This window comes from Vibrio sp. YT-18, assembly GCF_033337345.1.
In the GTDB taxonomy this organism is placed as follows: Bacteria; Pseudomonadota; Gammaproteobacteria; order Enterobacterales; family Vibrionaceae; genus Vibrio; species Vibrio alginolyticus.
Window position 1 is genome coordinate 205,766 of record NZ_JAWOQO010000005.1, and the last position, 26,131, is coordinate 231,896.

Annotated in this window: 23 protein-coding genes; 8 read left to right on the forward strand and 15 right to left on the reverse strand. The window is 45.4% G+C overall.

Annotation, left to right across the window (positions count from 1 at the left end; translation table 11 throughout):
- Positions 1–87: 87 nt before the first annotated feature.
- Together R7M72_RS09325 and cobA are read left to right on the forward strand one after the other, a co-directional pair.
- Positions 88–939, forward strand: a complete 852-nt coding sequence (locus R7M72_RS09325; protein ID WP_033907034.1) for a formate/nitrite transporter family protein — start codon at positions 88–90, stop codon at positions 937–939.
- Positions 940–1,112: 173 nt separating this feature from the next.
- Positions 1,113–1,871 (forward strand): uroporphyrinogen-III C-methyltransferase, encoded by a 759-nt coding sequence (gene cobA, locus R7M72_RS09330; protein WP_248525582.1) that lies wholly within the window; start codon positions 1,113–1,115, stop codon positions 1,869–1,871.
- Between the two features lie 16 nt (positions 1,872–1,887).
- On the opposite strand, the gene R7M72_RS09335 is transcribed toward cobA, so the two are convergent.
- Positions 1,888–2,328: a DUF4174 domain-containing protein gene (locus R7M72_RS09335; RefSeq protein WP_017820187.1), complete on the reverse strand. Its 441-nt coding sequence runs from the start codon at positions 2,326–2,328 to the stop codon at positions 1,888–1,890.
- Between the two features lie 119 nt (positions 2,329–2,447).
- Between R7M72_RS09335 and R7M72_RS09340 the strand changes: the two genes are divergently transcribed.
- Positions 2,448–2,936, forward strand: a complete 489-nt coding sequence (locus R7M72_RS09340) for an NYN domain-containing protein (RefSeq protein WP_005387978.1) — start codon at positions 2,448–2,450, stop codon at positions 2,934–2,936.
- Between the two features lie 87 nt (positions 2,937–3,023).
- Here R7M72_RS09340 and R7M72_RS09345 read toward each other — a convergent pair whose 3' ends face one another.
- Complete coding sequence (locus R7M72_RS09345) at positions 3,024–4,355, reverse strand: anaerobic C4-dicarboxylate transporter (protein ID WP_104976072.1); 1,332 nt, start codon at positions 4,353–4,355, stop codon at positions 3,024–3,026.
- A 419-nt stretch (positions 4,356–4,774) separates the two neighbouring features.
- Here R7M72_RS09345 and R7M72_RS09350 point away from each other — a divergent pair, with 419 nt between their 5' ends.
- Both R7M72_RS09350 and R7M72_RS09355 read left to right on the forward strand, forming a co-directional pair.
- Positions 4,775–5,512: a siderophore ferric iron reductase gene (locus R7M72_RS09350; RefSeq protein WP_042520969.1), complete on the forward strand. Its 738-nt coding sequence runs from the start codon at positions 4,775–4,777 to the stop codon at positions 5,510–5,512.
- Positions 5,513–5,601: 89 nt separating this feature from the next.
- Positions 5,602–7,773 carry a TonB-dependent receptor gene (locus R7M72_RS09355; RefSeq protein WP_005376064.1) on the forward strand — a complete coding sequence of 724 codons (2,172 nt, stop codon included), beginning with the start codon at positions 5,602–5,604 and terminating at the stop codon, positions 7,771–7,773.
- A gap of 49 nt (positions 7,774–7,822) precedes the next feature.
- Here the strand turns inward: R7M72_RS09355 and R7M72_RS09360 are convergent, their stop codons facing one another.
- Complete coding sequence (locus R7M72_RS09360) at positions 7,823–8,014, reverse strand: DUF2986 domain-containing protein (protein ID WP_005376066.1); 192 nt, start codon at positions 8,012–8,014, stop codon at positions 7,823–7,825.
- Positions 8,015–8,150: 136 nt separating this feature from the next.
- Between R7M72_RS09360 and R7M72_RS09365 the strand changes: the two genes are divergently transcribed.
- The gene (locus R7M72_RS09365) at positions 8,151–8,660 is read left to right on the forward strand and encodes a GNAT family N-acetyltransferase (RefSeq protein WP_318056144.1); all 510 of its coding nucleotides are present in this window, start codon (positions 8,151–8,153) and stop codon (positions 8,658–8,660) included.
- A 14-nt stretch (positions 8,661–8,674) separates the two neighbouring features.
- On the forward strand, positions 8,675–9,064 hold the full coding sequence (locus tag R7M72_RS09370; RefSeq protein WP_005387988.1) for a nitrous oxide-stimulated promoter family protein: 390 nt from the start codon (positions 8,675–8,677) through the stop codon (positions 9,062–9,064).
- 50 nt (positions 9,065–9,114) lie between these two features.
- Here R7M72_RS09370 and R7M72_RS09375 read toward each other — a convergent pair whose 3' ends face one another.
- Together R7M72_RS09375 and trxC are read right to left on the reverse strand one after the other, a co-directional pair.
- Positions 9,115–10,275 carry an MFS transporter gene (locus R7M72_RS09375; protein WP_064376963.1) on the reverse strand — a complete coding sequence of 387 codons (1,161 nt, stop codon included), beginning with the start codon at positions 10,273–10,275 and terminating at the stop codon, positions 9,115–9,117.
- 176 nt (positions 10,276–10,451) lie between these two features.
- Positions 10,452–10,886, reverse strand: a complete 435-nt coding sequence (gene trxC / locus R7M72_RS09380) for a thioredoxin TrxC (RefSeq protein ID WP_005376074.1) — start codon at positions 10,884–10,886, stop codon at positions 10,452–10,454.
- A 162-nt stretch (positions 10,887–11,048) separates the two neighbouring features.
- Between trxC and R7M72_RS09385 the strand changes: the two genes are divergently transcribed.
- Complete coding sequence (locus tag R7M72_RS09385) at positions 11,049–12,143, forward strand: ketoacyl-ACP synthase III (RefSeq protein ID WP_033907040.1); 1,095 nt, start codon at positions 11,049–11,051, stop codon at positions 12,141–12,143.
- Positions 12,144–12,229: 86 nt separating this feature from the next.
- Here the strand turns inward: R7M72_RS09385 and R7M72_RS09390 are convergent, their stop codons facing one another.
- The 10 genes from R7M72_RS09390 to R7M72_RS09435 form a co-directional block, all read right to left on the reverse strand.
- On the reverse strand, positions 12,230–13,555 hold the full coding sequence (locus R7M72_RS09390) for a DUF1501 domain-containing protein (protein ID WP_033907041.1): 1,326 nt from the start codon (positions 13,553–13,555) through the stop codon (positions 12,230–12,232).
- A gap of 9 nt (positions 13,556–13,564) precedes the next feature.
- Positions 13,565–15,133, reverse strand: coding sequence for a DUF1800 family protein (locus R7M72_RS09395; protein WP_033907043.1), 1,569 nt, complete (start codon positions 15,131–15,133; stop codon positions 13,565–13,567).
- Between the two features lie 407 nt (positions 15,134–15,540).
- The gene (locus R7M72_RS09400; protein WP_033907044.1) at positions 15,541–16,803 is read right to left on the reverse strand and encodes a hydroxymethylglutaryl-CoA reductase; all 1,263 of its coding nucleotides are present in this window, start codon (positions 16,801–16,803) and stop codon (positions 15,541–15,543) included.
- Between the two features lie 352 nt (positions 16,804–17,155).
- Entirely contained in the window at positions 17,156–18,373 is a 1,218-nt protein-coding gene (gene manA, locus R7M72_RS09405) for a mannose-6-phosphate isomerase, class I (protein ID WP_033907045.1), read from the reverse strand.
- A gap of 123 nt (positions 18,374–18,496) precedes the next feature.
- Positions 18,497–19,837, reverse strand: a complete 1,341-nt coding sequence (locus tag R7M72_RS09410; RefSeq protein WP_033907046.1) for an MFS transporter — start codon at positions 19,835–19,837, stop codon at positions 18,497–18,499.
- A 6-nt stretch (positions 19,838–19,843) separates the two neighbouring features.
- Positions 19,844–21,346 (reverse strand): signal transduction histidine-protein kinase/phosphatase UhpB, encoded by a 1,503-nt coding sequence (gene uhpB / locus R7M72_RS09415; RefSeq protein ID WP_064376966.1) that lies wholly within the window; start codon positions 21,344–21,346, stop codon positions 19,844–19,846.
- Complete coding sequence (gene uhpA / locus R7M72_RS09420; protein WP_064376967.1) at positions 21,346–21,954, reverse strand: transcriptional regulator UhpA; 609 nt, start codon at positions 21,952–21,954, stop codon at positions 21,346–21,348. The genes uhpB and uhpA overlap by 1 nt, the downstream gene beginning before the upstream one ends.
- A 138-nt stretch (positions 21,955–22,092) precedes the next feature.
- Positions 22,093–23,487, reverse strand: coding sequence for a hexose-6-phosphate:phosphate antiporter (uhpT, locus tag R7M72_RS09425; protein WP_021707729.1), 1,395 nt, complete (start codon positions 23,485–23,487; stop codon positions 22,093–22,095).
- Between the two features lie 405 nt (positions 23,488–23,892).
- A complete protein-coding gene (fdhD, locus tag R7M72_RS09430; RefSeq protein ID WP_318056145.1) occupies positions 23,893–24,723 on the reverse strand; it encodes a formate dehydrogenase accessory sulfurtransferase FdhD in 831 nt (276 codons plus the stop codon).
- Positions 24,724–24,776: 53 nt separating this feature from the next.
- Positions 24,777–25,661 (reverse strand): LysR family transcriptional regulator, encoded by an 885-nt coding sequence (locus tag R7M72_RS09435; RefSeq protein WP_005460961.1) that lies wholly within the window; start codon positions 25,659–25,661, stop codon positions 24,777–24,779.
- Positions 25,662–26,131: the final 470 nt, after the last annotated feature.

Sequence of the window (26,131 nt, forward strand, 5' to 3'; positions counted from 1 at the left end):
TGTAGACAGCGTTCAGGTGTCAACGGGAAGCCTTTCTCTATTCAATCTTTAACTTTTTAACTTTCAATTTTGGATAAGGACACATTCATGTCTACTGATTTTAAGCCTGCAGAATTCGTGCAAACCATGATCAATGTTGGTGAAGCGAAAACCAATACAAGCACGCGAGATCTTCTGCTTCGCGGTACGATGGCTGGCGTTATTCTTTCGCTTGCGGTGGTGGTTGCTATTACCGCGATTGTACAAACGGGTATCGGCCTTGTAGGAGCACTTGTTTTCCCCGTTGGTTTCGTAATTCTAAGTGTGATGGGGTATGACCTAGTAACCGGTGTTTTTGGTCTAGCGCCTCTGGCTAAGTTTGCGAACCGTCCGGGCATCACTTGGGGTCGTATCTTCCGTTGTTGGGGTCTTGTAGGCTTGGGTAACCTTATCGGTTCTCTGATCGTTGCTTACCTAGTGGCTATCTCTCTAACAGGTAACTTTTCTCTAGAACTGAACGCAGTAGCGAAGAAATTTGTCGCTGTTTCTACCGCGCGTAGCCTTGGTTTTGAAAACATGGGTATGGACGGATGGATCACGTGTTTCGTACGCGGCATCTTCTGTAACCTAATGGTGTGTCTAGGCGTTATCGGCAACATGACGGCACGTTCGGTGTCTGGTCGCGTAGCAATGATGTGGTTCCCAATCTTCATCTTCTTTGCGCTAGTATTTGAACACACCGTAGTAAACATGTTCCTATTCCCACTAGGTATGATTCTAGGTGCGGATTTTGGTATCGCGACTTGGTTGAACTTCAACCTTATTCCAACCATTCTAGGTAATATTGTCGGTGGTCTCGTAATGACTTGTATTCCACTGTACCTAACTCACGCAAAAACAGCGCCTTCTATCAACGTAGTTGAAGAAGAAGTAAAAACAGAGCCTGCAATCGCAAAATAAACCGCTTTTATCTGGCCCTACCTATGGTAGGTAGGGCTGTTCAACTCATTTAACTTTCGATAAGTATTGTATTGATTTAGCTATAAAAAGTAATAACTCCTTGGGGTGATTTTAACCTTGAGTTAATGACTTGAGTGTTACTTTTTATGTCCAAATTTTCGATAGGCGTTGATATGACAACTGTTAACTCATCTTTAAACAGCGGCTTTGTTTCTCTTGTTGGTGCAGGTCCTGGTGACCCTGATTTACTCACAGTAAAAGGCTTAAAAGCCATTCAAGCGGCTGAAGTTGTTGTGTACGACCGATTGGTATCAAAAGAGATTCTTGAGTTGGCGCATGCATCAGCAGAGATGATTTATGTTGGGAAAAAGCTCGATTTTCACTGCGTGCCTCAAGATCAAATCAACCAAATCTTGGTGCAAAAAGCGCAAGAAGGTAAACGCGTTGTACGTCTAAAAGGCGGCGATTCATTTATCTTTGGTCGTGGCGGTGAAGAGCTAGAAGAGCTAGCAGAATTCGGCATCAAATACGAAGTGGTTCCGGGTATCACAGCTGCTGCGGGTGCAACGGCTTACGCAGGTATTCCATTAACACACCGCGACCATGCACAAAGCGTTCAATTTATCACTGGTCATGTACAAAAAGATGGTCGTGAGATTGAATGGCATTCACTAGCGCAATCCAACAACACACTTGTGTTCTATATGGGTTTGAAGCAAAGCGGCCATATTATGGGTAAGCTGATCACTCATGGGTTAGATCCTGAGATGTCATGCGCCATTATTGAAAACGGTACGCGCCCAGAGCAGCGCGTGTTCCAAGGAAAGTTGAACGAGCTATCGATCATGGCAGAGCAAGCCGTGAGCCCAGCATTGATTGTGGTTGGCAGCGTGACTCAACTTCACAACAAGTTGGATTGGTTCGCAAAGTAATACTGCTCAGAAGTGACTATATTTTACAGGGGCTTTGTTGCCTCTGCATTTCTTGCTTACGCATAGGCATTTGATCAATGAGGTTGTTGATAAACGGCCAGTCTGTTTCTGCGCCCCAGCGGTGCTTTTCTAGACCATCTTTACCAAGCAAAATAGCGGTATGAGAACCTTTTTCGACCGCATAAAGACGAGCTAGCATTTTTAGGTCGAACTCTTCTTTAAGCCAAGCAGGAAAAGTATAACCTTGTTCTGTAATGACCAGCGTGACGACATCTCTGTCTTCCAACTCACACTCATTCATAAGTGTTTCTAGCAAGAATTGTTTGACGTATTCATCATTTTCTGGCGCAAAGTAGAGCACGCTTCTATGTGGCCAGTATTTGGAGTGCGCTGGATAACCAAATGCTGTCGATGACAAGATACAAGAAAGCAGTATCACTAGTAACTTTCCGCCCATGACAGTTCCCCTAGAAACCCAAATAACTTTTTATACGTTAAGTTTAGTGGAATTGGCTCATTGTGCTTTTTCCAAAACTGGCATAGGGTAGGCAGCAAATAAATTGAGCGTAGAAATAGATGAGTTCGGAAAGCAAACAAAAAATCGCCATTTTGGTTGATGTACAGAATGTGTATTACACCTGTCGCGAAGCGTATCGAAGCAATTTTGATTACAACCAGTTTTGGTATGTCGCCACACAAGGGAAAGAGGTGGTAAGTGCTCGTGCTTATGCCATCGCGAGTAACGATCCAAAACAACGTCAGTTTCATCACATTTTACGCGGTGTTGGATTTGAGGTGATGCTTAAACCCTACATCCAGCGTCGTGATGGCAGCTCGAAAGGCGATTGGGATGTGGGTATTACTCTCGATGCAATTGAAATTGCTCCCGAAGTTGAGGAAGTGATTCTAGTTTCGGGAGATGGAGACTTCAGTCTGCTAGTAGAGAGAATTCAGCAGCGCTTCAATAAAACGGTGACCGTTTATGGTGTACCTAAACTTACATCTCAAACTCTGATTGATTGTGCCGACAATTTTGTCGCGATTGATGACGATTTCTTGCTGTAGTTAATAGTGCAATAAAGAAAGGCGAGTCACTCAGGCTATACGAAAACGTACAATGACTCGCCTCTAATTTATCGTTGATTTGGCTAGTTACGAAGGAATGATCATTTGCCCTAGCAAGTAACCCAAGCAACACGCACCAATCACGCCGATTAAGCCCACAGACATGAATGAGTGGTTGAAGTACCACTTACCAATCTTAGTTGTGCCCGAGGTATCGAAGTTCACAGTCGCGATATCTGAAGGGTAGTTTGGAATAAAGAAGTAGCCGTATACCGCTGGCATCAAGCCGATAAGCAGCGCAGGTTCCAAACCTAAGCCGAGACCAACAGGCAGCATCATGCGAGCCGTTGCAGCTTGAGAGTTCACCACAACCGACACAATGAATAACGCAAGCGCGAATGTCCAAGGATAGTTGGTTACCATCTCTACGATGCCAGATTTAAATTGAGGCATAGCGTACTGAAAGTAGGTATCTGACATCCATGCAATACCGAAGATAGCAATCGCCGCCACCATACCAGATTTAAATACCACCCCATTTGGTACGTCACGCGGGTCAGTTTTGGTCGCAAGCAAAATGATACCGCCGAAGCAGAGCATCATCATTTGAATCACAACTGCCATGCTGATTGGCTTCGAGCCATCTACGATGGTACGAATGTCTGGCCACATCGCGATAATGACGATAACCAAGATCGATGCAATGAACAGCAATACAGAGTTACGAGCACTTGTTGGTAGTACTTCATCAAGAGACGTTGCAGTTGTGTTGAGGATTTTTTCTCTCCACACTGGATCTTTCAAACGCTCTTGGTATTCTTCATCGTCGTCTAGCTCTTTACCACGCTTTAGGCTGTAAAGTGACATCAACAACGTACCGAATAGCGTTGCAGGTACAGTAACGAGCAGAATTGAGAGCAGAGTGATCTCGTGTTGAATGTCGGAGAGTTGCGCCAAGTAGTAAACCACTGCTGCTGAAATTGGCGAGGCTGTGATTGCGATTTGAGACGCGACAGAAGCGGCAGCCATAGGACGCTCTGGACGAATGCCATTTTTAAGTGCAACGTCGCCAATGATTGGCATGATAGAGTAAACCGCGTGACCTGTACCAAGTAGGAAGGTCATAAAGTAAGTCACGAACGGAGCAATAAGGGTGACGCGTTTTGGGTTCTTACGAAGCACACGCTCGGCAACTTGCAGCATGTATTTCAAACCGCCAGCGGCTTCAAGAATGGAAGCACATGTTACCACCGCTAAAATGATCAACATAACGGTGACAGGAGGAGAGGTTGGCGGCATCTTAAAGATGAAGACTTCAATCACCAAGCCAATTCCGGATACGACCCCAAGGCCTATACCACCATAACGTGAGCCGATATACAGCATCACGAGCAAAAATAGAAACTCAAGATACAACATGTGGATTTCCTTATTCAAAACAGAGGGCTACATAGCCAAATTACCTCTTTGTATTGTCTCGATATTCAGAAAGAAAATACTTCATGTTGTTCACAATCCGCTGGATAAGAAACAGCAATATTCAATTATTGGCAATAACTCACGCTACACAGGGAAACTGTTAACACAGTTTTATCAGGGTGTTTTTATGCTGTGTATTTTTGCGATCATCTGAGCGTTAAATGCGAAGAGGTTTAAGAGTTTGTTGCTATTCATCGCATACGTAACCAGACCTTACAGCTTCACAGAACTCGGAAATACATTCATAACTAACCCTAAGAGTGCTTCTTTGTTATGAAAACGCAAAGGATAATAGTTTGCATTGCGATTGGTGCTTGGGTATAAAGGTGTCAGAATGACTACACCAACAATAAGCCATCATGTCTGAGCAATTTTTCCCGCAACTGTTTCAAACTTCGAGTGAGATTACACCTTACCTACACGGTGATATCGGCGAGATAGGGCAAGAAGCTATCCATATCGAGAATGATATCAACCCGATCATCCAAGGCCTTTACCAGCAAATCTCGGAGGCTCATCCGGAAGCGGGAAAAGCATATTGGTTGACAAGAACGTGGGATTTACTTTGTTGGCAGCCAGTTTATGTCGCATTCATCTCTATTTACGGTTACCACACGTTGCCAAACATTCGCGAGATAGCGCAGCACCTCAAACCTTGTTTTGTTTCTGGGTACCGATTCGCCGACGAAGCGCATATACATGGCGAGCCAGAAGCGTTGATAAAAGAGGCGGGGCGTCAAATCCGAGAACTGTTCGACTTCTATCAACAAGAGATGAGTCAATGGACACGCATTCGTCCTGGCTTCACCCATCAATTGATGTCGGACGGAATCATGGCTTGTTTAATTCGTCTCCAACAGCGCTTTCCGCAAATGACTAACTCGACACTTCAGGAGCATGCGGTCTTGTGGCTAAGCGCAATGGGTTTGGATGTTGATAATAGCCGCTCACTTCATGAGACGGAATCTGATCAGCCGCTAAAGTTAGTAAGAAAAAGTTGTTGTTTAGTCTATAAGTGTGAAGGCAGAAAGCTTTGTGCAGATTGTCCTCGTTTAGAGGAAAATCGACAGCTTATGAGCAAGAAGGTTCTTAATTAACATTTATTTAACTTGTGTAACAGTGCTCGATTTGAGAGTGAGAATAAGTATCATTGCATGCTCTTGTTGACAACAAAAAGATAAATACAATGATGAAAAGGACGTTTTCTTTCAATCTCATCGTACTTGCGATGAGCAGTGGATACGCAGTTAGCTCAATAGCAGCAGAAGATCTTCAACAAACATCGACTCCGAGCGATGAGCAATTGGTTGTTGTAGGCAGTGTGATGCCGAAATCGATCTCCGATATTCCAGGAACGGTTTGGTTTGTTGGCCAAGAAGAGATTGCTCAGCAATATCGTGCGGGCAAGACACTGGGTGATATTCTTTCTGCAACCATCCCTTCTTTAGACGTCGGCACCGGTGGTCGAACTAATTATGGTCAGAACCTTCGCGGTAGAGCAATGTTGGTAATGATTGATGGTGTCTCTTTACAGTCTTCTCGCCCGATTAGTCGTCAGTTAGACGCAATAGACCCATTCAACATCGAGCGAATTGAAGTACTATCTGGTGCAACCTCCATTTATGGTGCAGGCGCTACTGGTGGTGTTATTAACATTATCACCAAGAAAGCGTACTCGGATGACTTGTCGTTTGAATCCTACGTGAGTGGCACTACAGGCTTTAATAGCAGCGATGACTTTGATTACAAACTCGCTCAGTCTATCTCGGGTGGTAATGAGCGAATTACCGCTAGAGGTTCGGTTGTGTACACCGAGACACAAGGTGCATTTGACGCAAATGGCGACATTGTCACCCCAGACATTTCACAGGGCTCCTTGCAGTATAATTCAACGCTCGATGTTATGGGATCGACCGAGATTCAAATCTCCGATGCCAGCAAGTTAAACCTTGTCGCACAATACTATGACAGCCAGCAAGATTCGCCATACGGTTTGTACATTGTTAACAATAAATTTGTTGATGTACGAGAGGGGTTCGATTCCGACCGTGAACATGGTACAGAGCGAGTTCTCTTAAGTGCGAACTACGCTCACGACAGCGTATTCGGTCATCAACTGATAGGCGAGTTATCTTACCGTAGTGAAGACCAAACCTTTACTCCTTATTACCAAAGTGCCTCTCAACAAAAAACAGAAGTTTTTGCTGGGCGCTTAGCGTTAGCTAAAAGCTGGGAGTCATTCAAACTTGTTTATGGTGTCGATGCGTACTTAGACCGTTTTGAAAGTAACCAGGCTCTGTTCGATCCAACCATTGCGAACAGCTCTGGGAACTTAATTAATCGAACCTATGCCGAAGTGGGGCGTTACCCAGATGTTGATGTGGCGTCTTACGCAATGTTTGTCCAAGGGGATTACCAAATCAATCAAGATTGGTCAGTACAAGCAGGCTACCGCTACCAATACATGGACAATAAGATTGATGATTTTGTTGCCTATAGTATACAAAAGAAGATCGCATCGGGTAATGGTGTATCAGCGGATGCGGTACCAGGTGGCAGCACTGACTACTCAGTGAGCTTATTTAATTTGGGCACCATTTATCAGCTTAACGATGAATCTCAGCTTTGGGCGAACTTCTCTCAAGGTTTCGAACTCGCTGATCCTGCAAAGTACTACGGCCAAGGTAGCTACGATGCCGCGGATGCAAATGGTCACTACGCGTTGAACAATAGCATTAACGTATCTGACTCAAAAATGTCGGGCATCAAAACGGACAGCTATGAAATTGGTTACCGATTAGATACCGATACTGTCGCACTGCAAGCGGCGGGTTACTACTCGGTGTCGGATAACTCAATCAAGTATGACAAGAAGACGCTCCTAATCACCAATGTTGATGACGAGCAACGTGTATACGGTGCCGAAGCAAACATTAACTACTGGGTAAACCGTGATATTTTGTTAGGTGCATCAGGTCACTATGTGGTTTCTGAGCTGAAAACCAACGGTAAGTGGGAAGATCTAAGCGCGGGTAAAGCAAGTACATCAAAAGCGAACGCGTGGGCGGCTTACTATCAGGATGGCTATTCAGTACGTTTACAAAGCCAGACGATGTTTGATTACGAAGATGACGCAAACAATAAACTAGATGGATACACTACGTTTGATCTTCTTGGTAACGTAACACTACCTATCGGGCAGTTAGGTTTTGGTATTCAAAACCTATTTGACGAAGACTACACAACCGCTTGGGGACAACGTGCGCAGATTCTTTATGCAGCACACTACGATGCAGCAGCGTACGACTACAAAGGAAGAGGTCGCACATTCACACTGAACTACAGTGTCGAATACTAAAGCTAACTATCTCCGAATATCAAAAAAGCCGCTTGAAGCGGCTTTTCTTTTAGGCTTGATCTGTCTGCGCTGTGTCTACAACGTTTTCCGTGTGTTCTGAAGCTTGGTTTTGTTCTTCAGCTTCCATTTTCGCGCGTTCAGCTTTGGAGATATAACGCGGCTTATTGCTCTTATGTAGCTTAGCGTTATGCTTCTTCTGCTTCGCTTTCAAGATCTGATTGATTTTCTTCTTGCGGTTCATGGTGGTGGTCCTTTAATTTAGCGAGGCAGGATAGTTACTTTTTTATCAAGTTACAACTAAATAAGCGCCGGTATCGGTCGCAAAATTCAAGTACGTTCCTATGTCCAATCATCTATCGCGTTTTAATGGAGCCCAAATGAAAACACTGTACACCGAACGTTTGATACTGCGTCTTGTGAGTGTAGATGATGCACCATTTATACTAGAACCTTATAACCACCCAGACTTCTACCGTTTTGTCGGAGATAAACAAATTCGTACCGAATATGAAGCGGCGAGTTACATAAAAGAAAACATGCTACGCATGCAAAAAATTAGAGGCGTGAGTTTACTCGTTGTAGAGAAGAAAGAAGATGGGCAACCCATCGGGATTTGTGGGTTGGTTAAACGTGACACATTACAACACTATGATCTCGGATATGGATTTTTACCTTCCGCTTATGGCTTCGGCTACGGAACGGAGTCTGCAACCGCAGTGCTGGAATACGCTAGAGAGGAAATGAAACTCGATAATTTGGTTGCCATCACCAACAATGACAATATTCGTAGTATAAGTTTGCTCAAAAAACTGGGCTTTGAGTTTGAACGAGTTGAGCAGCAATATGATAATGGCCGCACGTTAGAACTTTACACAATGATGTTGTGATTTTTGGATAGTGCATGAGCGATATTTTACTTGGCAAACTCGCCACTGAATTTAAGACAGTAAAAGCCATGGTAGAGGTTTACTGTCATGACCATCATGGAACAAAACGTGACTTATGCTCAGAATGTCGTGAGCTGCTTGAATACGCAGAAGTGCGCCTCGACCGCTGTCCTTATGGAGAGAATAAACCGACGTGTAATAAATGTCCGATTCACTGCTACAAACCAGAGCCGAAAGAACAAATGCGTTTGGTCATGCGTTACTCTGGCCCCAGAATGTTACTGAAACATCCCATCTTGGCGGTTCGTCATTTGCTTCATGAAAAGCGCATGGTACCGGAAAAGCCTGCAGCGAACGCGTCAAACCGTCACAAGCGTTTATCTAAACAAAAATGCGAAGAATAAAAAAAACGAGGGCGACATGCCCTCGTTTTCGTTGAGTAGAAGCGGCGTGATTAGAGGCCAGCGGCCATACGCTGCTTGGTTTTGCTCGCAGCAAGTAGCATGTATACGCCAGTCGCAACCAAAGCGGCAAACAAGTAGCCTAGTAAGCCGTGTTCTTGGCCCATAAATTTATCAGCGACAACTGGGCCAGCAACAGAGCCGATGCTGTAGCTAAACAGCATGACTTGTGTCGCAGAGACAATAAAGCGTTCATCAAGTCCTTCGCAACCTAAGTTGATTGCTATCGGGTACAAGGCAAAAGTAGCTGCACCTAAAAAGAATAATGCAGCAGCCAATACCACGGCTGACGAGGAAATAAAGGTCATACCGATCGAAAAAATACCCAAAATACAGAAAAACGCCATTAGCACTGTGCGGCTCATGTATTTGTTTAACGCGGTCACCATTGGTTGAACTAGCATGCCACCTAGAATAACTAGCGCCATCAATGTACCAATGTCTTGATGGCTAATTTTACGGTTAGTTAACTCAACTGGCATTAATCCGTAGATTGCACCTAAGGTCAAACCTGAAACAACACAACCAATAATTGCTGCATGGTTTAGTTTGGCAATTTGCTTAAATGATAAAGCGGTTGATTCATGGCTGTTTGGCTGCTCACACTCAATGAACATTAGCACCAGCATCGCCATTAGTATCAACGTCGTGATCGCAATAAACGGAACGCCGCCACTTACGCCAAGCACGCCAATACCAAACTGGCCTAATGCTGAACCACCATAAAGCGATAGCATGTACAAGCTCAAACGTTTCGCACGCGATGCTTCGTCTCCAGACATTAGCCAAGACTCAACAATGACAAAAACACCAGCAACCGCGATACCCGCAATAAAGCGAGCGGCAAGCCACATCAATCCGTTAGCAAACACGGGTAGTGTGACGATAGTTAGCGAAAATACGGCCAAGCAACCAATAAACGCGTTACGGTGACCAACTTGACGTACGATACGTTCAATAAAAATAGCACCGGTTAATAAGCCGCCATAAAACACACTCGCCAACCAACTCGCGTAACCTGCTGAGATGTTGTATTCACCGAGCATGAGAGGGATCAAGCTCATTAAATAGCCCGAAGCCACCGCATAAAGAGACAGTGCGACGACTGGAACTGTAACTCGTGGTGATGCTGCAGGAACGACTGTGTTTTCCACTGTTTTGCGCCTATAAGTTAAATGAAATCTAAGGGTTATTCGGCGCGAATATGAGGCTAATAGTTAGGCAAGTAAAATGATAAATTTAAGTCGTTTCGACAAATAATATTTATTAACTAGATAGGTTGATAAGTTGCATAAAAACGCCAACCTACAAACAAGGTTGGCGTGGAAGATTATTTAGTAAGTGCTTGATTTAACCATTGATCAAATTGAGTTTTAGGTAACGCACCATTGATCATATCAACGCGTTGACCATTTTTGAAAACCATAATGGTAGGAATGCTGCGAATACCAAATTGCGCCGCAAGTTGTTGTTGAGCTTCGGTATCAATCTTAACAAAACGAGCCGTTCCGGCTTGCTCATGAGCAACATCAGAGAAAACAGGAGCAAAACCAACGCACGGGTTGCACCATGGGGCCCAAAAATCTACTACAACAGGCATATCACTTTGTAATAGAGCAGAAAAGTTATCTTGTGTACCTTCGATAGGCGAGCCGTCTAAAAGTGCACTTTTACATTTACCGCAAGTTGCAGATTCGGCAACGCGCTCATTAGGGACACGATTTAGACCGCCGCACGAAGGGCAGCGAGTTTTAAACGATGACATGACTTCTTCCTTTATTACGTATTGATGAAAACATGACTTACCAGTCAGCCTCATTATTTGTATACTTATTTTTTAACCTGCCGAAATAACGCAGCGCAGGTTTGTATTTGAGCCTAAGGTTCTAAGAAATTTTATTAAAATACAACAATAAATAGGTCTGCGATGACAAATTACTACGCTGAAATTACAGGTTGGGGGAAATGTGTTCCGCCAGCCGTGCTCTCTAACGATGATCTTAGCACTTTCCTCGATACTTCCGATGAGTGGATTCGTACCCGCACTGGTATCGAAAACCGCCGTATTAGTCATGTAAACACGTCAGACATGGCGACCGTTGCTGCTAAACATGCATTAGCTCGAGCAGGCGTCGATGCAACAGACGTGGATTTAATCATTGTGGCGACTTGTTCACCAGATTCATTGATTCCAAATATCGCGTCTAAGGTACAGCAGAACCTAGGTATTCGTGCAGCCGCTGCCTTTGACTTAAATGCCGCATGTACGGGATTTGTCTATGGCCTAGAAACGGGCACACGTTTGATTCAATCAGGTAACTATCGTAACGCGATCATTATTGGTGCGGAAAGATTGTCTTTCTACATCGATTGGGCAATGCGAGATACCGCTGTTCTATTTGGTGATGGTGCGGGCGCCGTTGTGTTATCAAGAACGGAAAAAGAAACGGGTTTACTACAGTCTCAAATCGGTTGTGACGCAAAAGGCCGCGATATTCTGTCCGTACCAAAGTTTGGTACTTGTATGGATCGCTTTGCGGAAGACAACGGTTACTGGGATTTCAACTTTGTAGGACAAGAAATTTTCAAACGTGCAGTAAAAGGCATGGGGCTAGCTGCGAAAACCGTACTGAAAGCATCACAGTTAACGACGGACCAAATCGATGTTGTGATTCCGCATCAAGCGAATATTCGTATTATTCAAACCTTGTGTGACCTGTCTGGAATTCCGCACGACAAAGCGTTTGTTAACATTCAAAACTATGGCAATACTTCAGCTGCGACGGTGCCAATTGCATTGTGTGAAGCGGTAGAGCAAGGTCGAGTTAACCCAGGTGATAATATGCTTCTTGCTGCGTTTGGTGCAGGTTTGACATGGGGTGCGGCAGTATTGAAATGGGGTGACCGCGTAACGCCAGTTTCTGAAAGTGATGCGGTTCTGCCTGAATGTGAGCAATCCGCGTTAGAATTACTTGAGCGTGCCATTAAGCTGTGTAACGAACGCCGTCGCGACGAGGTGTAACGGACACTCTGCAAACATAAGATGGGTAAGGGAGCGCGAGGCTCCCTTATTTGATGATGCGTTCTACAGCTAACCTGAAAAATATCTTAAGCCATAAAACCCAGGTTTGAATGAGTAAAATTACGGATGTTCGGGAAGACGTATTCCAGTGCAGCGTTATCACTCACGCCCATCCACTGTGCTAGTGTTGAACCAACTTGATCAGCGGCAATTTTGGGTATGAGTCGGCCTTGAGAGTAATCATCGTTTCCGCCCAGTATTAGTTCCGGCCATGTACCGATAGGTTGTTTCCCATTTACCGCGCCTCCAATTAATAGTTGATGGCCACCCCAGCCATGATCAGTACCATTTCCGTTGCTCATCATCCGTCGACCGAAGTCAGACATAGTGAAAGAGGTGACTTGCTTGTTTAGCCCTAACCGTTCGACCGCACGATACATTGCCAAAAGGTTTGTCGCGAGATCCTCAAGTAACACTGGATGACGTGCCAGTTGCGAATCGTGTAGGTCATACCCAGAGTGTTTAACGAAAAAGACTTGTCGTTGCTGCTTCAGGACATCTTGGCTTGCTATCAATTTGTACACGGTTTGCATCTGCTTGCCGAGCGTCGATGACGTAAACAGCGGCTCGTCAGCAATGTGGTTGAGTTGCTCGCTCAGTACACTGCTCATTACCATCGACTCATCAACCATCAAATTAAAATGACCATTAAATGGATTGTCAGTTTGATGAGAGAGAAGGCGATCATAGATCCCCTTGTATAGCGGGTTCTCAATCGCGGTAAGCTGAACCGCGCGATCTTTTTTCAGGACAGTTTGGCGGTGTTCCATTGCCCGTAACCAAAGCGAGTTGCCATGCACACTGTATAGCGGTGTTATTTCTGATTCAGAGTTTAATACATCCAACATTCTGCCAGCCCAACCAAGATTTTTAGACTCGCTCATTCCACCAAGTAACCAAGCGTCTGTTTGAGAATTATGAGAAAACAGTTGCTCGGGAAGTGATGCTTCACCTTGCTCAATAGCTTGTTTGGTGACGGGATGGTTGAGAATGCCACTATTGAGCACGATGCTGGCATCGCCTTGTTCGAAAACGGAAGTTAACGCATTTAACTTTGGGTGTAAGCCGAGCTTCACTGGGTGATTTGAGCTATCGACAGCACTCAAATTGATAGGGAGTATGTCTTCTTTGGCGACAGAGAGTGGCCCTCTGACTTTGGAATATTGACGATAGTGCGCCTCCGATAATGGCAGTACGGTGTTGAACGCATCGTTTCCGCCAGCTAAATACACACATATTAATGCTCGAAAGTCATTAGATGGCGCTGCGAGAGAGTAACCTGGCAGACTAAGAGAGGCTAGTGCGCCCATCGATAGCGTGCTTTGTATAAAATGTCGTCGTGAAATATCCATAATTCACTCCTAATCCTGAATATAAAATTCGTCGCCAGAAATGGCGGTAAATATCACTAGAGCGAGTTTTGTTGTTGGCACATAGTCCTCACGATAATCATTCAGCGCGGTGAGCATGAGCTCTTTCAATTCAGCAGAAGCCGTTCCAGCAAAGAAACGCTCGTTAACCAATTCGACTAAGGCATGGTGATCGTCTAGAAGAAGATAAAGCTCGTTAAGATCGAAGTGGTAGGAATCACCACCTCCTCTACGAGTGCTGGTTAACATATAGTTGACCAAATCGGTATAAACAGACCAATTGAGAAGTTCATACTCTGGAGAGTTAATACCAGACTCCGTAAACTCGTTAGACGGCTGATAGTCTGGAGAGTAAAAATTAAACACGGAAGGAGAACGAAGCGGCCCTTGATTAGCGATGTTCATCATCGTTGTTGCGTCTTCGTAACGTGATCCTTTAACCGTAAAACCTGATGCTCGATGAAAATTAGTCAGGACCAGTATCGGTTCTTTCACTTTTATAGGCGGGGTATCCGTCATCCCTAATGCTTCAGGGTCGAGCAATATGGCTCGAACAACGGCGGTTAGATCGCCTTTTTCTCCTTCCCCATTGTTGTTAAATATCGTAGCAACACGCGCGACGTACTCTGGGCTTGGATTTGAACTGACCAAACGTTGGATAAGTAACTTTGAAACAAATGGAGCAACATTTGGGTGAGACATCAACATATCAATCACTTTTGAAAGCTCTTCTTGTGCGGTTAGACCCGATGGGATCACGTTCCCTAGAAATCGCTTCTCGCCGGTGTCGTGTCTTTGACTGATAACTCGCATCGGTTTCACGAATGCGATGTCGGAATTTTTCCATCCAGTTAATGCTCGCGCGAGCTCTTGAATATCAGTTTGATTGTACGTGGGGATAGGTTTGCCTGTTGCGTGGTTTAGCTTTTTACTGCCATCTAAATTGAGTTCATACAAACCGATAGTGAATAACTGCATTAACTCTCGAGCAAAGTTCTCATCGGGAAGCGTTCCTGTCGCACTATTTTCTTTTGCACTACCGAGCATAGACAAATAGCTCCCCATGACTGGATGGATGGAAACGTCATACAACAGGTCTCGGTAGTTGCCAAACGCATGCTCAACCAACAGATCGTAGTAATTCACTAACCCTGTAGGTTTGCTGGAAAGAACGCCGCCATAACGAGAAACGACTACGATCTGACTCAATGCATAAGCCGTTCGCTGTCTGAGCTGATCTTCAGCAGTAACAACAATTTGATACCAAGCATTTTCTCGGTTTGACTGTAGGCCTTTAGAAAAAGGCGTTTGATAAAGTGGTTGATGGTAGGTTGCTGGCAGGTTGATTTGTTTCTGTATCCAATCCTCTAACCCGTTTTCCCTAACCTCATTAATTAACGCAGGTGTTGGTCCAAAAGAGGTTTGATAGAGAAAACGCGCAACGGTTTGATCGGATGGGGATTGCTGTATTTGTGCTGATACATTAGACACATGGCTCAGCAATAAGATAGCCAATCCTAGTACCCAAGCAGAGATTTTATTTAGCTTCTGACGTCTCATAGTTAACTCGCTTACCCGAAGTAACGATTTAAGTCCATTTAACGGGAGTTATTAAGCTCTTTTGAGCTGTTTAGTAAATTTATGAAAATCAAGCAGCTGCATAGGCGAGTATAGTAGCTATAAGTGGTGAACAAAAAACTCAAACGATGAATTTGGTACTATAGTGCTAGAAGTTTTTGATGCTACTTTTTCTAAGATACTGATATTAAATATGGCCAATGAAGAGTAACAAGCAGAGATATCGCAATGGATGTATAAGGGGGACAGCTAAAGTACTGTTAACAAGAGATTGGTATGTTTGTTAAGGCTTAAGTTAGTTTCAAGAAATTATTGAGCCAATAAATAAAGTCCATTGGTTTGCACAAGAGAAAACCACACGGATGTTCTCTTGTACAAAGCAACAAAGGTTATTTTCGGGCAAGCTTATGGTGAGCACGAGAAAAGTGATCGGCACAAAATGCGCCCACAATCGAGAGTTCGCCAGCCAGACAAAGCGAAGCTGCGACTTCGGCTAACGCTTTCGCATTGCCGTTGCCGAGCAAACCCAAAATATCCAAACATGCTTTTTGCGTTGGAAGGCCAGTACCACCGCCAACCGTTCCCACCATGATGTTTGGCAAGGTCACGCACGCGTACAAGTTGCCTTGAGCGTCCACATCCATACGAGTGATTCCAATGGCAGACTCTGCAACGCAAGCGGCATCTTGACCACAAGCAATGTACAGCGCGGCAAGGGCGTTTGCGTAATGCGCGTTGACGCCAATTGTCCCGCTGAGTAAACCGCCCACTGTGGTCATTTTGCCAAATTGAACCATAGACTCCGGCGTCGTATGCAGATATTTTTCCACTAACTCAGCAGGAATGGTCACTTCGGCGGATACTTTCTTACCGCGTACTGAGCGCAGTGTGTGCGCGTTTGGTTTTTTGTCGCCTGATAAGTTGCCATCCAAGAATGCTTGAGTTGGTTTGATTGGGCTGGTCGCCAAAATATGATGGAACACTTCGTTTGTTGCGATGGTCACCATGTTTTGTCCGGAAGCGTCACCAGTCACGTATTCAAAGACCAAATAAACATGGTTTCCTTCGATATTTACATTGATGTCTTTGAGTTTGCCATGTGAGGTGGTGGATTCCGAAATTTGACGAAATACGTCAAACTGGGTCACAACCCAACTGACGAACTGGCCAGCGTCGGCAAGGTTATTAAAGGCGAACACTGGTGTTCGGCTCACCCCTTCACTTAGTAACAATGCGCTCGCGCCACCAGCGGCGGTGATAAGATTTGCGCCACGGTTGTAGGAAGCGACTAACGCGGCTTCTGTCGTTGCAAGCGGAACCAAAAAGTCATCGTTCGCATACAAGCCGTTGACGCGCAAAGGGCCTGCAATGCCGACCGGCACATTAACAGTACCAATGAAGTGCTCGATGTTGTTGGAGTAAGCATCGCAATGTGACTGCGTGAAAGGATCAAGGAGATGATCTTTATTGGTCATGTGTTCCAATACTTGCCAACGGCGCGCCAAATGCTTATCCGATAGGCCAGGGCTTAAGCAGAGACGTTTCTCTGGCTTGTGAAACTTCGGTTCTAATGCCGATTGAATCTTACTGCTGGTTTCGATATCGGAAAGGGCGGAGCTTTGAACAGGGTTATCTTGGTTTAACTTCGGCATACAAACGTTAACTGAAAAATCGAACCAGAGATTGTAGTGATTAGGGCTTTGATTACAACGTTGATTATACGTTTTGCAACAAATACCACTGTGTGAGTGCCTTTGTTATCCAAGTAATTTGATATTGGAGCGGAGGAGTTACCAGAAATAAATGGGTTTTGACAATGAATGTTGCAGTAAATGGCAGAGCCGGGAGGTTATGGCTCTTAGAGAAATTGGACTGTGAGTGTCTGGAGTCGACAAGGGATAAGCATGATTGCCTTAAAAGCGGAATGGTTCAATCTATGAAAGGAATAAATTGTCTAACCCAATCCCTTGGGTCAGACGCTAGCTTGAATCTGTTATTCAGAAGTTAGTTAAATGCGCGAGCCACACGTCCCGCACTTTGAATACGGTAATGGCCAACGTAAGCAGGAACAAATACAGATTGTCCTTTCGCGGCGGTTAACGTCTCACCGTTATCACTGATGAGTGTCAGGTCGGCATCAATCGCCATCAAAATCTCTGCGCTATTGGCATCAACCACTTCATTGTTCGGTTGGTTTAGAATGCTGAAGCTAAAGTCTGCCACTGGGACCGGATAAAGGCTTTGGCAACCATTGGCATTAGGATCTAGAACAAGGCTGTTAAACGGCTTAGGCGCAAAATCTGTGCATTTAACCAGTTCTTCAACATCCATGTGTTTCGGCGTGAGTCCTGCACGCAAAACGTTATCTGAGTTCGCCATGATCTCTAATCCAGTACCTTTAATGTAAGCGTGTGGCGTTCTTGCGCTCAGGAACATCGCTTCGCCAGGTTGCAGCGTGATGACATTCAACAGCAATGGTGCAAACAAGCCGACGTCGCCGGGGTATTGAGTGGATAGATCCAAGATGAGTTGGAAAACGTCGCTGTCAGTGCCTTGCTCCGATTGACGTGAAGCGTGGGCAAGAAGCTGTTTCAGTGCACGCTCTTTTGTTTCTCCTTCCATGGTCAGAATGTGCACAAAGAAATCGCGTAAACCTTGTGAGTTGATTTCGCGTTTGAATGCATCTAGCGGTGTGCGTAGCTCATCGATATCGCAAAGGCCAAATGCCTCAATAATCTCGTCATACGAACGAAAACCGTTCATGGCTTGGTAACTTGTCAGCGCGTACACCAACTCAGGTTTATGGTTTGGATCCTTGTAGTTACGATGGCTTGCGTTTAGTGGGATCCCGGCACTTTGTTCTTTTTCGAAGCCTATTTCGGCATCTTGTTTGCTTGGGTGAACTTGAATCGACAGTGCATGTTCGGCCGCTAAGATTTTAAACAGAAAGGGCAGGTCGCCAAATTTTGCTGCGGTTTCTGATGATAAATAAGCGGGTTGGTTTTGTTTGATCAGTTCAGACAAAGGCAGCGTGTTTTGCTCAACCTGAACTTCAGAGCAGCCGTTTGGGTGAGTACCCATCCATACTTCTGCTTGAGGCTCATTCGTTTCGTTAGAAAAGCCAAACAAATCGTGAATAGAAGAGGTGCTTCCCCAAGCGTAGTTTTGGATTTTGTTGTTCATTTGAAAGAAGCTATGCGATGAAATAGTGTTCAAATTCATGAATTTTTCCCATAGTTAACCCTCCGAACTGAATCGGAAGAAAAATTGAGCAGAGATACGTTAAATAAGGAGGGCGAGCGCGGTTAGGTCACTCGCCAATTTGCCCGAGGGCGATAAGTCGATTTACAACCGAGGTTTTGGTTCGAGTGGTTTTCGTGAAGGTTGCGCTTGCAAAAATGGCAGCAACAAAAGGCCAATGACGGCTGCACAAACTGAAATGGTGATGAAGAAACCTGTCCAATGATATTCTTCAAGAATTAATGCCAGTGGATAGCCAGACAATGCAGCGCCCATGTAGGCGAACAAGCCAACGAATCCTGTTGCCGCGCCGGCAGAATCTTTGTGAGAGCACTCCGCCGCCGCCATACCGATCAGCATTTGTGGCCCAAAGACAAAGAAGCCGATGGAGAACAATCCCGCGGCTTGGAACGCAAAGTTGGTCAGGGGCATCAGCCAAAGCGCAGAGACAGATAAAAAAATCCCAATCGCGAACAGCAAGTTCATTGGCCCACGGTTACCGCCAAAGAGTTTGTCTGAGCCCCAACCCGCAACCAATGAACCAACAAAACCTCCGATTTCAAACATCGACAGAGCAGCGTTGGCGTTAATCAGGCTATAGTGATGCTGCTCGGTCAAGTACAGGTTTCCCCAGTCATTGATTGCGGTTCGGACGATGTAAACCAACACATAACTGAACGCGAGCAGCCAGATGTATTTGTTGTTAAATACGTACGATTTTAGAATTTCTCGGTAGGTGAGGCCACGTCCGTAATTTTCCTGCGCAAGTTCTAGTGCGTCGTTGCGCCATCGGCCGACACTTGGTAAACCCATTGTTGTGGGTTTGTCGCGCAATCGCCAACAAACGAATAGACCGAGTAATACCCCGATGATGCCGGGTAGAATAAAACCTTCACGCCAGCTGTAGTGCAACGTTAAATAGCCCACCAAAATAGGGATCAGCGCGCCACCAACGTTGTGTGCGGTGTTCCAAATCGCCCATAAGAAGCCACGCTCGGAACGTGAATACCAAGTCGTTAACAGCTTGGAGCATGAAGGCCAGCCCCAGCCTTGGAACCAGGCGTTTAAGATCCACAGAGTAATGAAAGCCGCGAGTGAGCTAGAAAAACCGAACGCGATATTGACCAGACCTGTCGCAATCAATCCTAATCCCATGAAATAACGAGGGTTAGAGCGATCTGAAATCGTACCGGAAATAAACTTCGAGCAGCCGTAAGTAATGTAGAAAAGCGTACCGATAAGGCCCAAATCGCCTTTATCTAAGCCAAGATCGGTAATCATCGCTGGTGCGGCGTAGTTAAAGGTCTTACGAGTAAAGTAGAAACCTGCGTAGCCGATGTACATCCCCAACATAATGTGCAAACGCCAATGGCGGTAACGCTGGTCGATTTGCTCGTTGCTCAGACTCGGTTGAGTAAATTTAGGTGAACGTAAAAATCCAAACATCTTGAGTTACACCTTAGGTAAAGTAATGCTGATTTGTGTGCCAGTCACTTGATCGCTGGTGGAGTAGATAACCATTTTTCCACCTAACGCGTGCACACGCTCTTGCATGCCGCGAACGCCCATGCCTTTCATGCTGTCCTGAACTTTGAAGCCGACACCATCATCGTGAATCATTAGTGACACCGCCGTTTCTCCAATTGTCAGCTCAATATTGATCAACTGCGCTCCTGCGTACTTGGCGGCGTTATTCAATGACTCTTGGCATAAACGGAATAGGGTGACTTTGAGTGTGTCACTCACGCTGGTGTAATTGCCTTGCCAGTTCAGTTGAACAGTTGTTCCATGATTGGCGAATTCCATCTCTCGCGTCAGTTGCTCGACGGATTCTTTCAAGTCCAAATCATCCAGCATTTTGGGTCTTAGCTTGCTCAACAGTCGCTTAGTGGTGTCGTACACGTTGAGGGAAAGCCCTTCGATCATGTCGGCGCAACCTACGCGTGTTTCTGTGTTATTTACCCGCTTAATGATGTTGGCTTGTGTGCGGATTGCCGTGATGTTCTGGCCGATTTCGTCATGTAGCTCGCGCGCAATATCGCGTCTTACCGATTCTTCCGCTTTGATAAGCTGGCGAGACAAATTCTGATTGCGTGCAAGTTCGCCGCGCAGTTTGTGATTGAGGTCTTTTTGTTTCTGAACCCCTAAGCCGAGCATAATGCCGGTGATGGTTTGCGCCGAGAGAGATAATAACAAATCGGTGATTTCTAGATTTGATACGCCGCTGCGAGCCGCAATCAGCGCAATGCTGTTGAGCATGGTGGCGAGCAGGGCTCCTTGCCAGCCGTAACGAAGTGCCAACACGATGATTGGGATAGCCATACAAAATGGCGCAAATCGTTTTAGCTCTTCAGGCAAGCTGGTTTGCACCAAAATACTGCCGATCAAAAGCAGCGCATAAAGCACGATATGACGTACCTGAAATACAACGGCATTACTAAGTAGGAGAGAGCTAAGCGGAGACCAACGACTTTGGAACAAATAGCTCCACAACAGGTAGCACATAGGCACCACGAGCAAGCCTCCAGAAATGCTAGCCAGCCATACCATGTAAACAGAAGGCACGTGAAATCCGACCGCCATTACGTTGATGAAGGCGGTAATGATGATCACAATGCCCATGACGGCTAAGTGGCGGTTTTGGTCACCGTAGTAGTATTTTTTCGCAATCAGAGTGACCGGGATACTGGCAATGCTCGCAATCAGCACGGTAAGCCACTGCGGTTGACCCAGTAAGATCGCAAGTGCGATGGAAAGCCACCACTCTGAAAGATAAATCGTTGGCCAATAAGCGGTGCGAGTGTGTAGGGCGACACCTAATCGTAAAGCGAAAGGAAACAATAAGATCGCCAGCTCGGGATCATTGACAAAGTAATAGGCAATCACCCATAAGCAGAACCAGGCGCAAGCCATAACAAAAAGTCCGCAAATGGTGGTAACAGCATAAGCTCGCATTAAAAGGACTCTTGAGAAAATAGTTTGGCGAGCTCAACGTTGTTTTTCACGCCGAGTTTGTCGATGGCATTCGCACGATGAACATGCACAGTCTTGTGGCTCAAGCCAAGCTTTGCCGCGACAGACTTTACATCCAACCCAGTGGCAAGTAGCTGACATACCTCGTTTTCACGTTTTGTCAGTTGGCATAGAGAGGTGGTGTTGTCGCTAGGCGTTGCAAGTTTAAGTGCAATATCTGATGTGAGGTAACAGCCGCCAGAAGCACTGGTTCTCACGGCTTGAATAAGTTCATCTGGGCTACAGCGTTTACTAAGATAGCCTTTTGCACCTAGCTTTAGTGATTTTTCCACCATCGCAGGGGAGTCATGCACGCTAAGCATCACGCAGGCAATGCCAGTTGGTATTTCGCTGAGAAAGTTTAAGCCGCTTTCATCTGGCATGGAAATATCTAGGATGACGACGTGTGGGTGTACCGCAGGCAACCCTTTTCGCGCTTCGGCGACAGAGCCGAATTCACCAACAACGGTAATATCACTTTCTAAATTTAATAATTGTGCGAAACCTGAACGCACGATGACGTGATCATCAACTAGAGCAACATGAATCATTATTACAACCAAATAGAGCAGACGACTAACAACAATAAGCTCCAACAGGAGCTAATAGAAAAATCTTTAATGATACTGAATTGAGCCATGCTTTTTAATGATCTTGCGCGCTTTACCGAAGTAAAGCGCGCAGAGAAGCTAGGCTTGGTTTTGTGCAAGTTGAAGCTTCTTCGCGTGTCGAATCTTCTTCTCTTCCGCGATAGCGACGAAAGCAAGCAAAACAATACAAATCATGGCGGAGGTATCTAGGGCTGCGAAGGTACCTTTCCAACCTGTTAAGCCGAAGATAGGTGTACCGTCTGCAATCATACCGAGACCAAGTTTCGCGAAGCTGTCACCGATTAGGTAAGCGAATGTACCTTTTACGCCGTCAGCCACACTGATTGCTTTTTTAGGGACGAAACCAACCGCGGCAACACCGATAAGAAGTTGCGGACCAAACACCAAGAAGCCCAATACAAATAGTGAGGCCAAGTACATGAACTCGCTAGTGGCGTGCTGGTAGAACTCAAGCGATACGATGATCAAGCCAAGAGACACACAAGCAACCAATGCGCGGCGACCGTTTGCTAGGTCAGACAGGTAACCCCACATCAAAGTACCCACAAGCGCACCGACTTCGAACAGAGTAAAGCCAGAGATTGCCGTTTCTTTTGACAGACCAAGCTCTTGGTACGCGTATACCGTTGACCATTGGTCGATGCCGATACGAACGATGTAAAGGAAGATGTTGGCAAAGCAAAGTAGCCAGATAACTTTGTTTTTAAGAACGTATTCAACAAAGATTTCTTTTTTGGTCATCTGGTTTTCTTCTGCGGCGGTGTCTTCTTCACTCACTGCTTCATCGAAAAGTTCTTCTACTTTACCTAGACCGTAAGCTTCTGGAGAGTCGCTACCAAAGCGCATACCGATAAAGCCAACGATGATCGCGATGATAGAAGGGAACACGAACATGCCGATTACGTGGCCGTCGAATAGGTAGTTAGCACCGAAAAGAGCAACACCCGCTGCGCCCGCACCACCAACGTTGTGTGACATGTTCCACAAGCCTAGGTAAGAGCCGCGCTTGTTACGAGGTGTCCATTTTGTAATGGTTGAGTAACTAGAAGGGCCACCAGTACTTTGGAAGAAACCACTTAGAGCGTAGAAAGCCACCATCAAGAACAGGCTTGCACTACCGCCGCCCATGCTGAAGCTGAAACCGAGCATTGCAAGACCAGAAAGGATCAGCATAAAAGGGAGGAATTGCTTGGTGTTCTTACCGTCAGCGTAGTAAGACACAACGGTTTTACCGATGCCGTATGTGATGGAGAAGCCAAGGCCAATAAGACCTAGGTCTGTCATGCTCAAACCGTAAGTTGAGATCATGTCGTTTTGCGCGACATTGAAGTTCTTACGAATCAAGTACATGGTTAGGTAGCCGATAAATACGACCAAGTAAGATTGGATGAACGGTTTAAACCACATCTTTCTTCTAACTTCGACAGGAAGATCGAGGGTCGGCTTCCGCACCTGTTCGAGGAATTTTAACATGATGAACTCTCTTGTAATTGTTTTAGAAACACAACGGAGACCGTTATGCGCTCTTGTTACCTTTGACTGAGCGGAATTCTAGAGAGTGGTTTTGTGAGGCACATGAGATGGTTGCCTAGATCGGCTAGGAAAAATTCCTAGAAATGCCTAGGAAGGTAGAAAAGCGTGAAAAGAGTCACACAAAATCCTTACTAATTTATGGGTTTTTTACTGGTTTCTTATCGGATTAGAAAGTGTTCAAATGCAAGCGGATTAATATGCTTAAGCGTAGTGCTGACAAGGGGTGAGTACGTTTGGTTGGAAGAGTAGTGTCTCGTTGCTAGCTATCAATCGCGAACGAGAAGCAAACAACAGAGACCCAGAGGTCTCTGTTAGAAATATTAGGAATTCGGCTAGGTTGACGTGTTAAGGGGCAGGGCTGTATAGACGCGGCGAGCCGTGTTTTGGTAAGTGAATTAGGTTCAAATGGTTTCTTCTTGCCCATTCGACAGTTAACGCTGTCGGCGCAGATAAGCAAACCAGAGTGGGGATACGCGCGCGAACGGCTTTGTGGATCAACTCTAAGCTGCAACGGCTTGTCATGATTGCGAAGCCACTTTTAGGTTCGATGTGATTGTTGGCCAATGCGCCAATCAACTTATCTAGCGCGTTGTGACGGCCGATGTCCTCTCGGCACAACTTGATGTTGCCTTGTAAATCTGAAAATAAAGCGGCGTGTAGCGCGCCAGATTCACGTGCGGCTTCTTGATGCAGTGCGACTTTGTCTCGCAGCCCTTCGAATACATCGGAGCGCGGAGGAAGAGACGGTGTTAGCGGTGCTAAATCAGGCAAAGCTTGTTCCAGAGCCTCGACACCACAAATGCCGCATCCAGTTGTGCCGGCAAGATTCCGGCGTTGTGTTTTTAACGCCCAGAAAGCGCGGTTGCTGATTTCCACTTCCGCATAGTGAGATTCGTGATCGCCACCAACTTCAATGTCTTTGATCTCTTTGAAGTCGTGGACGATGCCTATGCTTAGGCTAAACCCTTTCACAAAGTCTTCCAGATGGCCTGGCGTCACCATCATGACCGCTTGGCTAATGCCGTTATAGCTGATAGCTAAAGCTGACTCACTCGCCAGCGACATTTGTTGCACTGGGCGGCCATCAATCAATTCTCGGTAATTGAACGCACTTGGTTGAGGTGGTGCTTGATTGAAATCGGACAGTTCAAAATAAGATTGAGTAGTACATCTCATGAAATCACCTCATAAGCCGTTATGTATGCCAAACATTGACGTGTGGGTTGTTGTTATCGATTGAATATGTTTTTTGCTTCTGCGAAGCACTGATCGGTTAGCGCGGAGAAGGGTTCTTGTTTTCGCTTTAACAAACCTAGCGGGGCGTGAACGGCGGCTTCTTCGATAGGGATAATGCGAAGCGTATCGTTCAACTCTTCTAATCCACAGTTCAGCGGCATAATGGCGCAACAAAGGCCACTGGTTACTGCTTGGATCAAGTGAAAGGTGGAGTTACTTTCAATGACGGTTTGCGGAACTAGCCCTTTACTCACAAAGCTAAGATCAATTGAGTGGCGATAGTGCATACCCTTCGAAAGCAGCCCTAGCGGAATGTTATTGAGTGACTCCCACAACACTTCAGATTCGGCAAAATCAAAATGACGCTCATCGAATAAAACGCCAAGTTTGGTCGAGTCGAGCTCGATAACATCGAAGTAAGCGGTGTTAACTTGATCGACATAACACATCCCCAAATCTAGTTGATTGCGATTGAGTTGGTCTATGATCTGTTCGGTCGTCATGGAGAGTATTTGAAAGCGTAACTCAGGGAACTGTTGAGCTAATGGTTTGAGCAATTGCATAGGGTTTTGGCTGGCGAGTGGCACCATTCCAAGCCGAAGAGAGCCGACCAATTGACCACGGCAGTTGGCGGCTTCGGCTTGCAATCCATCATGAGCTGCTAAGACGGTTTTTGCCCAAGCCAAAATGCGTTCTCCGGCTTCTGTAAATCCTTCAAATCGTTGACTTCTTTGGATTAATTCGAGATCGAGTTCTTCCTCTAAGCTTCGGATCCTCATGGACAAGGTAGGCTGCGTAATGTGGCACAATGCGGCGGCTTGACCAAAGTGTTTGGTCTGTTCAAGTGCGATGAGATATTTAAGTTGTTTGATATCCATAATGGCTTGTTAACCTTGCGTTGTGAGTCACATGTACGGGGGAACTCCCTAAAAAGGGCACAGCACTACCGTACTTTTTAAGCGCTGGAGCGTTTTAACTAGGGAATGGAAAACCAAAACCAAGTCAAGAATAAAACCACACTCAAAATTGATCTGAATCAAGGCTATTCCTGATATTAATTAGGGTCAAATTTAAAGTATCTATAGTGTGATAGATATTATCTATTATCAAGAGTGCCGATTTTATTGAGTTCGTTAATCGAACTAGGTGGAATCGAATGGGAAAACGATTAACCTCATAAATTGTATTGATTAAAAATGTGATAACCGTCAGTGGAAAAATTCGTCATAGATTTTGTTTATCACTCGGTCAGGATTATCAATTGGACGCATATTGAATATCGACTTAATCTTTGATTTAGATCAAGACGCAACAATGCGAATTGAATCTACCAGTCATAGAAACAGTA